At 66.6% G+C, this 10,993-nt stretch carries 8 protein-coding genes; 5 read left to right on the top strand and 3 right to left on the bottom strand.

From position 1 onward, the window contains the following. Positions 1 to 114: 114 nt before the first annotated feature. Positions 115 to 858 (bottom strand): hypothetical protein, encoded by a 744-nt coding sequence (locus J2X44_RS17585; protein WP_310087128.1) that lies wholly within the window; start codon positions 856 to 858, stop codon positions 115 to 117. 181 nt (positions 859 to 1,039) lie between these two features. Further along, positions 1,040 to 2,317, bottom strand: coding sequence for a phosphoribosylamine--glycine ligase (purD, locus tag J2X44_RS17580; RefSeq protein ID WP_310087126.1), 1,278 nt, complete (start codon positions 2,315 to 2,317; stop codon positions 1,040 to 1,042). Here purD and xseA point away from each other — a divergent pair. From xseA to J2X44_RS17560, 4 genes are all read left to right on the top strand, one after another. Then, on the top strand, positions 2,316 to 3,758 hold the full coding sequence (gene xseA / locus J2X44_RS17575; protein WP_310087124.1) for an exodeoxyribonuclease VII large subunit: 1,443 nt from the start codon (positions 2,316 to 2,318) through the stop codon (positions 3,756 to 3,758). The two genes, purD and xseA, sit on opposite strands and share 2 nt — an antisense overlap. A gap of 75 nt (positions 3,759 to 3,833) precedes the next feature. Continuing rightward, a complete protein-coding gene (locus J2X44_RS17570; RefSeq protein WP_310087122.1) occupies positions 3,834 to 4,046 on the top strand; it encodes a DUF2093 domain-containing protein in 213 nt (70 codons plus the stop codon). Continuing rightward, on the top strand, positions 4,043 to 4,984 hold the full coding sequence (locus tag J2X44_RS17565) for a M23 family metallopeptidase (RefSeq protein WP_310087120.1): 942 nt from the start codon (positions 4,043 to 4,045) through the stop codon (positions 4,982 to 4,984). Before J2X44_RS17570 ends, J2X44_RS17565 begins: the two co-directional genes overlap by 4 nt. A gap of 318 nt (positions 4,985 to 5,302) precedes the next feature. Beyond that, positions 5,303 to 8,455 carry a TonB-dependent receptor domain-containing protein gene (locus J2X44_RS17560; protein ID WP_310249361.1) on the top strand — a complete coding sequence of 1,051 codons (3,153 nt, stop codon included), beginning with the start codon at positions 5,303 to 5,305 and terminating at the stop codon, positions 8,453 to 8,455. 284 nt (positions 8,456 to 8,739) lie between these two features. Here the strand turns inward: J2X44_RS17560 and J2X44_RS17555 are convergent, their stop codons facing one another. Further along, positions 8,740 to 9,765, bottom strand: coding sequence for a hypothetical protein (locus J2X44_RS17555; RefSeq protein ID WP_310086998.1), 1,026 nt, complete (start codon positions 9,763 to 9,765; stop codon positions 8,740 to 8,742). A 43-nt stretch (positions 9,766 to 9,808) separates the two neighbouring features. On the opposite strand from J2X44_RS17555, the gene J2X44_RS17550 reads away from it, so the two are divergent. Further along, positions 9,809 to 10,993, top strand: a complete 1,185-nt coding sequence (locus J2X44_RS17550) for an aspartyl/asparaginyl beta-hydroxylase domain-containing protein (protein WP_310086996.1) — start codon at positions 9,809 to 9,811, stop codon at positions 10,991 to 10,993.

The following is a 10,993-nucleotide window of genomic DNA, read 5'->3' as shown; positions in this document are numbered from 1 at the left end:
ACTTGATCCGGGGTCCATGAGGCCATGCGCCGCCCGCTGCTGAGAGGGCGCATGGATCCCGGATCAAGTCCGGGATGACGAAAGTTTATGTCCGCAACCGGTCGCCAGCCGCCGTTACAGCTCGCCGCCGAGGGCGCCATATTTCGCCTCGAAACCGGCTTTGTCGCCGCGCGCGAGATAGCCTGCCTGGTCGACGATATTGTCGCGCGCGATGCGGCCCTGGAACGCGCCGAGTTGCGGGTCGATGGCGGCGATGTCGGCGTCGGTCCAGGCGGCGATCTGCTGGAAGCTGTTGACGCCGAGGCCGCCCAGCAGCGCGACCATCTTTGGTCCGACGCCCTTGAGCAGTTGCAAATTGTCGGTCTTGGACGCTGCGGCAGGCGCAGGCGCTGGGACGGGAGTCGGCTCTGCCATGGGCGCGGCTGCTGGCTCGGCGGGGAGCGATTTGGCAGCTGCCTTTTTCGCCGGTTTCGCGACCGGGGGCTTGTCCGCGACCTTTTTCGGCGCGGGCTTTGCTGTCGGTTCGGGCGGTGCGGCTGGTTTTGGCGGCGCGGCTACGGGTGGGGGGATGGGCGCGGGTTCGGGCGGCGACGGCGTTTCGACGATCGGTGTGGCCACCGGGGTCGGCGCCGGAGGGGCTATCGGCTGCGGCTTGGGTTCGATCGGCTTGAAACGCGCCGGTTCGGCGGCAATGATTTCGGGCTTAACCGGTTCGAGCGGCTTGGCGGGCTTGGCGGGTTCGACCGCGGGCGGGGCCACGTCGTCGGGTTTTGATCGCCCGAACAGCCACCACAGCAGCACCACGGCAACGACCAGGCCGACGACCGCGATGATCCAATTTTCCTGAAGCCAAATCATGATCTTCTCCCAATGTTGCGGATAGCCTATTCGGCGGTACGGACTTGGTCGATCTATATTTATTCGTCATTCCCGCGAAAGCGGGAACCCAGCTGCTACGTCAGCTCGCTGGGTTCCCGCTTGCGCGGGAATAACGAAGTGTGTGTTATTCGGACTCGCGCGCGACTTCTCGCCGGCCCCCTTAGCGCGCTTCGCGCGCGACTTCGCGCCAACCAATATCGCGGCGGCAGAAGCCGGTGGCGAAATCGAGCTTGTCGATCGCGGCATAGGCGCGCCCCTGCGCCTCGGTGACGGTGCGGCCGGTCGCGGTGACGTTGAGCACCCGACCACCCGCCGCGACGATCTGGTCGCCGTCGCGCGCGGTCCCGGCATGAAAGACGCGCACCCCGCCGCTTTCGGCAGCAGCGATACCGTGGATCGCGCCGCCTTTTTCGGGCGTGGCGGGATAGCCGTTCGCCGCCATCACCACCGTCAGCGCATAATCGCCGGCAAAGGCGGGCGGAGTTGCCGTCGCCAGCGCCCCGGTCGAGGCGGCGTAAAGTAGCGCCGCGAGATCGCCGGCGTAGCGCATCATCAGCACCTGGCATTCGGGGTCGCCGAAGCGCGCATTATATTCGATCAGCTTTGGCCCCGCGTCGGTGAGCATCAGCCCGGCGAACAACACCCCGACATAGGGGGTGCCTTCGGCGGCGAGCGCGGCGACGGTCGGACGGATGATCCGGTCCATCACCGCGGCTTCGAGCGCGGGGGTGAGGACGGGGGCGGGGCTGTAGGCGCCCATGCCGCCAGTGTTGGGGCCGACATCGCCATCGCCGACGCGCTTATGATCTTGCGCGCTGCCGAATGCCATCACGTCGGTGCCGTCGGACAGTGCGAAAAAGCTCGCTTCCTCGCCGGCCATATACTCCTCGATCACCACCGCGGCGCCCGCACTGCCGAACGCGCCGTCGAACATATCGGCTACCGCGGCTTGGGCTTCCTCGCGCGTTTCGGCGATGACCACGCCCTTTCCCGCGGCGAGGCCGTCGGCCTTGATGACGACGGGGACGGTGAAATCGTCGAGCGCCGCCAGCGCGGTGGCGGCGGAGGTCGCGCGAACATAGGCCGCGGTCGGGATGCTCGCGCGCGCGCAGAGATCCTTGGTAAAGCCCTTTGATCCTTCGAGCTGCGCCGCCGCGGCGCCGGGACCAAAGGCCGCGATGCCCTGTGCGCGGAGGCGGTCGGCGAGCCCCGCGACCAGCGGCGCTTCGGGGCCGACAACGACGAAATCGATTGCATGGGCGGTGCAGGCGGCGATCAGGCCATCGAGATCATCGGCAGCGATCGCCAGACATTCGGCGTGGGCCTCGATCCCCGGATTGCCGGGCGCGGCATAGAGCTTGCGGCAAGACGGCGATTGCGCCAACTGCCAGCTCAGCGCATGTTCGCGGCCCCCCGAGCCGACCAGCAGGATATTCATGGCAGTCCCTTTTCCCGATCCGGCGTCCGAAACCGACCCCGCGGCGCGGCTGTTAGCCGAGGCGGCGCCCGGCGACAATGTTCCGCCGCTGTCGGTCAGCCAATTGTCGGCGGCGATCAAGCGGACGGTCGAGGATGGCTTTGCCCGCGTCCGCGTGCGCGGCGAATTGTCGGGGACCAAGCGCGCCGCGTCGGGGCATTTTTATGCGGCGCTGAAAGACGATAACGCGCTGATCGACATGGTGATGTGGAAGGGGCAGGCGGCACGGCTCGCTTTCCGGCCCGAGGACGGGATCGAGGTGATCGCGACCGGCAAGCTCACCACCTATCCGGGGCGCTCCAAATATCAGCTCGTCGTCGATACGCTTGAGGTCGCGGGCGAGGGCGCGCTGATGCTCCTGTTCGAAAAGCTGAAGGCGCGATTGGGCGCCGAGGGGCTGTTCGATGCGGCGCGCAAACAGGATATTCCGCGGCTGCCGCGCGTCATCGGGGTCGTGACCTCGCCGACCGGGGCGGTGATCCGCGACATCTTGCATCGGCTCGCCGACCGCTTTCCGATGCATGTCATCGTGTGGCCGGTGCTGGTCCAGGGCGACGGCGCCGCGGCGCAGGTAGCCAATGCTATTCGCGGCTTCGATGCGCTGGAGCCGGGCGGGCCGGTGCCGCGTCCTGACCTGGTGATCGTCGCGCGCGGCGGCGGGTCGATCGAGGATCTGTGGGCATTCAACGAAGAAATCGTCGTGCGCGCGCTCGCCGATTGCCGCATCCCGACGATCAGCGCAGTCGGCCACGAAACCGACACGACGCTGGCCGACTATGCCGCCGACCGCCGCGCCCCGACCCCGACCGCGGCAGCCGAAATGGCGGTGCCGGTGCGCGCCGAGTTGCAGGAACTGCTGGCGACGTGGAACGGCCGGATGATCGGCGCCGCGAACCGGCAGCAGGGATTGTGGAGCGAACGGCTGACCGCGCTGGCACGCCATCTGCCGCGGCGCGAGGCGCTCTACGCGCCGCAGCGCCAGCGGCTCGACCACGGCGGCGAACGGCTTGATCGGAGTCAACGCCAGCGGCTGGCGGTGGTCGCCGAGCGGCTGGCGACGCGCGGCAGCGCGCTGCGCACGGCGTTGCTGGCGCGCCGCTGGGACCGCGATCGGGCGCGGCTGGAGGGTTTGGGGCGGTTGCTCGATAGTCTCGATCCGCGCGCCTTGCTGTCGCGCGGCTATGCGATGGTGCGCGACGCGGGCGGGTCGATTGTCACCACCGCCGTGCGGGCGCAGGCGGCCGGGTATCTGCGGCTGCACTTTGCCGACGGCGAGGTTCCAGTGGTGATTGCCGGCGGCGACGAACCGCTGGCGAGCGCGCCACCGCCGCCGCCCACGCCCCGCCCGGCGCGCAAACCCGCGGCCCCGCCGCCGAAGAGAGGGCAGGGCGAGCTGTTCTGACACGCCGGGGGTGGCCCCGCCGCGCGCCGCTGTTATAGTGGCGGCCATCATCGATCCTCATATGGACCCCGAATCATGCTGATCGCCAGCCGCAACCGCCTTGCCCGCCTGCACTATGGACCGAATGGCTTTCGCGTCCTGGCGCCCGGCGACCATGTGCTGTGCGCGGTGACCGGCGCCCCGATCGGGCTCGACGAGCTGCGTTACTGGTCGGTGGCGCGGCAGGAGCCCTATGCCACCGCCGCGATTTCGGTGCAGGCTGCACTGGACGCCGCGCGCGGGGCATGAATCTGACGGGGTATTTGCGGCACTCGGGCGCCGCGCTGCCGTTGCTGCTTGTCGCCGCAGCCTGTGTGCCGCCCGCCACCTCGCGCGACGTCGCGGCCCGGCCGCCTGCTGTCGCCCCTGCGCCAAGGCCCGCGCCGTCGATGGTGCCGCCACCCACCGCGGTGCTCGAACCCTTCGTCTTTCGCGGTTCGCGCGCCAGTGCGCAGCAGGGCGGCGTGCTGCTTGGCGTGGCGCCCAGCCATACCCGCGCCCTGACCCTCGACGGCCAACCGGTGCCGGTGGCCGCCGACGGCGGCTTCCTGATCGCGTTCGATCGCGACGCCGGACCCCGCGCGCGGCTTGTCGCAACGGTTCGTGACGGGCGGCAGGTTGCCGAAGAGATTATCGTTGCGCCGGGGACGTGGCGGATCGAACAGATCAACGCGCCTTACCGCGGCAGCGCGGCAAGCGACGCCGATTTCGCCCGCCGCCGTCCCGCCGAACTGGCGCAGATCGCGGCGGCGCGAAACAGGCAGGTCGAATCGGATGGCTGGCGACAACAGTTCCGCTGGCCGGTGACCGGACGATTGTCGGGATGGTTCGGATCGCAGCGCGTCTATCAGGGCAAGCCGGGCAGCTATCACAGCGGCACCGACATCGCGGTGCCCGCCGGAACGCCGTTCGCGGCGCCCGCCGACGGCGTCGTCGTGCTGGCGGCGGCGACGCCTTTCACGCTCGAGGGCAATTTGTTGATCGTCGATCACGGCATGGGGCTGAGCAGCGCGTTTCTCCACTGCCAGCGGCTCGCCGTCCGGGTCGGCGACCGGGTCGTGCAGGGACAGGTGCTGGGGACGGTCGGACGCACCGGCCGCGCCACGGGGCCGCATCTGCATTGGGGGCTGAAATGGCGCGATGCGCGGCTCAATCCCGGCACCCTCGCCGGGCCGATCGCCCGCTGACCCTAAGTGACGCGGGGCCGAATTCGTATCCAATGAAACAATATGTCGCATATGCTGCGTTGCGGCATATTGTATTTCGCCAAATGTCACGGTTGTTGCAAATACGTCACAATGCCCTCTGAAACGGCGGATTAGGCGGGAAATTTCCTTTACTCGACCGGGCGGAAGGATCATCCCGCACGCTATCGGGGTGTTTTGTGCGTCGGCTGCATGCCGTCGTGCCAGGGGCTCGGGTAGTTCAATCCACCAGTAGCAAGGGACTGCACTGTGAAGAAAACCCAATATTCCAAGCTGAAGCTAGGCGCTGCGCCGCTCGTAATGAGCGTCGCCCTGGTTTCGGCGCCTGCCTTTGCGCAGGATGCCGCCGAAGAGGGCGCCGCGACCGGCAGCGAAATCGTTGTCACCGGCACGCTGATCCGCAACCCCAATCTCGAACAGTCGACGCCGGTGAACGTGACCACGTCGGACACGATCGAACTGAAGCAGTCGAACACCGCTGAAGAAGTGCTGCGCGAACTGCCGGGCGTCGTCGCCAACATCGGTTCGGCCGTGAACAACGGCAACGGCGGCGCTTCGTACGTCGATCTTCGTGGCCTCGGCTCGATCCGCAACATCGTCCTGCTGAACGGCAACCGCGTCGCGCCGTCGGACGTCAACGGCCGCGTCGACCTTAACAACATTCCGCTCGCGCTGATCGAGCGCGTCGACGCGCTGACCGGTGCCGCTGTGACCACCTATGGCGCCGACGCCATCACCGGTGTGGTCAACTTCGTCACCAAGCGCGATTTCGCCGGCCTGGAAGTCACCGCTTCGCAGCAGCTGACCGAACAGGGCGACGGCAACGTCTTCCGCGTCGATGCCACCATCGGTGCAAACTTCGACGACGGCCGCGGCAACGCCGTGCTGAGCATCGGTTATCAGCAGGCTGACCCCGTCTATCAGGGCGCGCGTCCGTTCTCGGACAACACCCTCGACAGCTATTCGAACACCTTCATCGGTTCGGGCACGTCGGTTCCGTCGCGCTTCTCGGGCACCCGCGGTCTGACCGGCGGTGCGCCGAACATTCTGGCGCAGTTCACCGACACCGGTGCGACCGTTCCGAACCCCAACTTCGATCCGACCCAGCCGGTCAGCGCGACCAATCCCGCCACGTTGCCGGTTCTGGCAACTACGCCGGGCGGCGCTGCCAACGGCGGCGTGCGTCAGGTCAACGCTGCCGGCCAGGCCGTTGGCACGTTCCAGACGTACAACTTCAACCCGTTCAACATCTTCCAGACGCCGTTCGAACGCTTCAACATCTATGGCCAGGCCAATTATGAAGTGTCGGATGCGATCGAGGTCTATGCCCGCGGCATGTTCTCGAAGCAGACCGTTTCGACGATCATCGCACCGTCGGGTTCGTTCGGCGGCACCGTCACGATCAACCTGAACAACCCGTTCCTGCCCGCCGCACTGCGTAACCAGTTCTGCGCGCTCAACACCGCACCGGTCGTCAACGGCGTCAACGCTGCTGGCGTCGCGACGTCGGGCCAGACCGCCTACACGCCGCTGTACAGCCAGGCGATTTGCGACGCAGCCGCAACCGCAACCGGCCCGAGCGATCCGAACTATCGCACGGTCACGACCGCCCTGTCGCGTCGTACCCCGGAAGTCGGTCCGCGTGTGAGTGACTATCAGACGACCTTCTTCGACTATCGCGTCGGCGCCCGTGGCGGCATCACCGACACGATCGACTGGAACATCGAGGGTGCTTACGGCGAATCGGAAAATATCCAGACGATCAAGGGCTACACGTTGCAGTCGCGCTTCCGTGAAGCGTCGCTGACCAACGACGGCGTCAACTGCATCAGCGGCAACGCATCGTGCGTTCCGGTCAATCTGTTCGGCCCCGAAGGTTCGATCACCCCGGCCGCCGCGCAGTATCTGTCGGCCAACAGCTCGACGACCAACCGCACCTCGCTGTCGCAGGCGCGCGCGATCATTTCGGGTGACCTGGGCTTTGCCTCGCCGGGCGCAGTGCAGCCGATCGGCTTCGCCCTCGGCGGCGAATATCGCAAATACAAGGCGCAGCAGTCGTCTGACTTGCTTGCCCAGACCCCGGGCGAGCTCGGCGGCGCGGGTGGTGCGGCTCCGCCGATCGACGGTCAGTATGACGTTTACGAAGCCTATGCGGAAATCGTCGCGCCGCTGATCGAAGACAAGCCGTTCTTCGAAAGCCTGACCCTGGAAGCCGGCATCCGTTATTCGGATTACAGCATCAAGGGCGCCGGTGGTTACAACACCACTACCTGGAAAGCCGGCGGTAGCTGGGAACCGGGTGCAGGTCTGAAGGTTCGCGGCAACTACAGCCGCGCCGTGCGCGCGCCGAACATCGGCGAGCTGTTCACGCCGCAGTCGGTTGGCCTGACCAACCTGGGTATCGATCCCTGCGCCGGCGCTGCGCCGACGGGCAACGCCAACCTGCGCGCTGTCTGTCTTGCACAGGGCGCACCGGTCGGCACGATCGGTTCGATCACCAACCCGACCGCGGCGCAGGCCAATATCACCACCGGTGGTAACCTGAACCTGAAGCCCGAAAAGGCCGATACGTGGACGCTTGGTGTCGTGTTCCAGCCGGACTTCCTGCCGCGCTTCAACATGTCGGTCGACTATTACAACATCAAGATCGACGACGTTCTGGGCACCCCGCTGCCCGGCGACATCATCTCGGCCTGTTTCGACGGTCTGGATGCCACCAGCGCGACGAACCCGGCGTGTACGTCGATCCGTCGTAACCCGATCACCGGCGGCCTCGACGGCGATCCGGCGATCACCTCGGGTCTGTTCGGTACCACGAACAACCAGGGCCGCCTGTTCACCGATGGTGTCGATCTGTTGATGAACTACAACATGGATGTCGGCTTCGCGAGCCTCGACTGGGCGTTCGTCGGTAACTGGACGCGCAGCTCGAAGTTCAAGGCAAATGCGGCCGACCCCGATGGCCTGAACCGCGAATGCGTCGGCTTCTACAGCGTGAACTGCTCGTTCACGGGCTCGATCCAGCCCGAGTTCCAGTTCTCCAACCGCTTCACGCTCGGCTTTGACGCCGTTGACGTGTCGCTGCTGTGGCGCTGGATTGACGGTGTCGAGTTCGAGCCTGCTCAGTTGCAGGCTGACATCGATGCGGCTGTCGGTGCCGGTACCGATCCGATCACCGGTTGCCCCGATCCGACGGGCACCGATCCGAACGGTTGCGTCGTCGATCCGCAGTTCCGCAAGATCAAGGGGTCGCATTACTTCGACCTGACCGCGCGCTTCAACGTGACCGAGAATTTCGTGTTCACCGCGACCGTGCAGAATCTGCTCGACAACCAGCCGCCGGTTGTTGGCAACACGATTGGTTCGACCACCTACAACAGCGGCAACACCTTCCCGTCGACCTACGACGCGTTGGGCCGCCGTTATGCGGTGTCGGCGAAGCTGAAGTTCTAGTCCTTCACGCTTCGACAGAAATGGGGGGCGGGCAGCAATGCCCGCCCCTTTTTCTATGGCGCCGAGCCCGCAGCTAATTGCTGGTTTTGGGTGGGGAACGGACATAGCCCACCATCGTCACCCCGGACTTGATCGGGGATCCATGACCCCTTGCGCCGCCGTAATCTTGAGAGGGTAGATGGATCCCGGATCAAGTCCGGGATGACGAAATTAAAGGTCCGCGATCGACCATCACCAGCCGAAAGCCTTGGTGACGACGATAAAATCGCGGCGGTCTTGGGCGTTCAGCCGATCGAAAGCGGTCGCGGCAGGGCGAGCGGGATGGCGGCCTGTTCGGCAATGGCCTCCGCCCAGCCGATGACTTGGTCGATTTCCGCGCCATACGCGGCTGCGGCGGCATCGAGATCGCGCTGGCGTTCGCCGACCGCAAAGGCTGTTCCCGACTTGCTGTTCCGCCCCAAGGCCGGGTGCGCCGCAACCGCTTCGCGGCTTTCGGTCAACCCCAGATGGGCCATCGCCGCGCCAACCGCAGCCACCGGATCGCCGGTCAGCACTTCGCTGTCGAGCGAGACGACGCGGTCGGGAGCCCAGTCCAGCAGGGCCGCGAACGCCTGGTGCTGCGCCAGCCAGCCGATCGCCGCCACCTGAAGGTCGGATTGGCGGAAATAGTCGCGTGCGTCGAACCCCAGATCGACAAAGCCATCGGCGAGATAGCCTTCGAGCAATTCGCGGCACCACAGCCGACACCATAGTCCCTTGCGCGCGACCGAGAGCAGGAACGCCCGCAGCGGCGCGTAGAGCAGGATCGCCCGCGCCTGCGGTCGCAGCATCAGTGCGCCGCGGGCCAACGGATTGAAAATGTTCGACGGCTTGATCACCACCGCCTCGCCCGCCGCAAAGCTGCGGCCAAGCAGGTGCAGCGCATCGTCCAAACCGGCGGCATGATCGCGCGGCGCGGCGCCGCGGCGCCGCCAGCCGACCATGTCGTTCAGCAGCACCGGCTCCGACAGACCGCTCGCACTCCCCGGCATGTCCAGCATCTTCGCCAGCATCGTCGAGGCGCAATAGGCCGAATGAAACAGAAAATGGACCGGCGCCGCAGCGTCGCCCGCCGCATTACGGCAATCGCTCCGGCGCAGCACCGCCGGCGCCGCCTCTTCGCCCAAATGCTGATCGGTCAGGAACGGCACCGCCCGGCGCACATCGCGGGGCACCCGCCGAAAATGAAAGGCATCATGGCCGGGATCATAGCGGTGCGCCAGCCATTCGGCATCGCGGATGATGGCAGGCACGGAAGCGGCGGAGGTCATCAATCGACCTTGCCGATCGCGCCTGCCAATGGCAAGCATGGCCATGACCAGCACCCCTCCGCCCCCGTCGGCCGTCGAGGCCAATCGGCTTGGCATCGCGGCTTTGCAGGCGGGCGATCCGGCCGCCGCGACCGCCCATTTTGCCGTCGCCATAACGGCCGATCCGCAATCGGGCGCGTTGCACCGCAATCTGGCATCGGCGTGGCGCGCGCTGGGCGACGACGATCGCGAATTGGCCGCCCTTGATGCCGCGCTCGCGATCGATCGCCGCGACCTGATCGCGTGGATCCGCAAGGCGGAACGTTATGAGGCGCGGGATGACAAGGGGGCGGCGCTGGCCGCGTGGAGCGCGGCGATCGCGCTGGGGGCGCAGCTCGACCCGCTGCCCCCGCCGCTGGCTCCGTTGCTGGCGCATGGCCAGGCCTTTGTCACCACCGCGACCGACACGATGTTTTTGGCGGCGTCGGACGCTTTTGCCGACCTTGGCGACAGCTTGTCCGAAACCGAGGCGCGGCGCGGCGCGGCGTTTATCGCCAGTGCGCTGGGTCGCCGCCGGATTTATCGCAACGAATGTGCGGGCATCCACTATCCCTTTTTGCCGGCCGACGAGTTTTTCGATCGGGCGCATTTCCCGTGGTTCGCCGACATCGAGGCGCAAACCGACGCCATTCGCGCCGAGTTGCAAGCGCTGCTCGACGATCCGGGCGATGCGTTGCGGCCCTATGTGCGGATGGAGGCAGGAACCCCCACATCGATCTGGTCGCCGCTCGACAACCGGCTCGACTGGGGGGCCTGTTTCCTGTGGGAATATGGCACGGCTAACCAGGCCGTGCTCGACCGCTGCCCGGCCACCGCCGCGGCGCTCGCCGCGATCCCGGGCGCGCGCATCCCCGGCCGCGCACCGAGTGCTTTTTTCTCGATGCTGAAACCGCATACGCGGATCCCGCCGCATACCGGCGTCACCAACACCCGAGCGATCGTCCACCTGCCGCTGATCGTGCCGCCGGGGTGCGGCTTTCGGGTCGGCGGCGAAACGCGGGCGTGGCAAGCGGGCCGCGCCTTTGCTTTCGACGACACCATCGAGCACGAAGCGTGGAACGACAGCAACGACCTGCGCGCGGTGCTGATCTTCGACGTGTGGAATCCGCATCTCAGCGAACGCGAACGCGACCTGTTGCTGCGCTATTTTGCGTCTGCCGATGCATCGGGATATGCCATCCCGCGCTGA

Origin of the sequence: Sphingopyxis sp. BE259 (assembly GCF_031457495.1) — a bacterium.
GTDB lineage: Bacteria > Pseudomonadota > Alphaproteobacteria > Sphingomonadales > Sphingomonadaceae > Sphingopyxis.
This window is presented reverse-complemented; position numbering and strand designations above follow the sequence as displayed.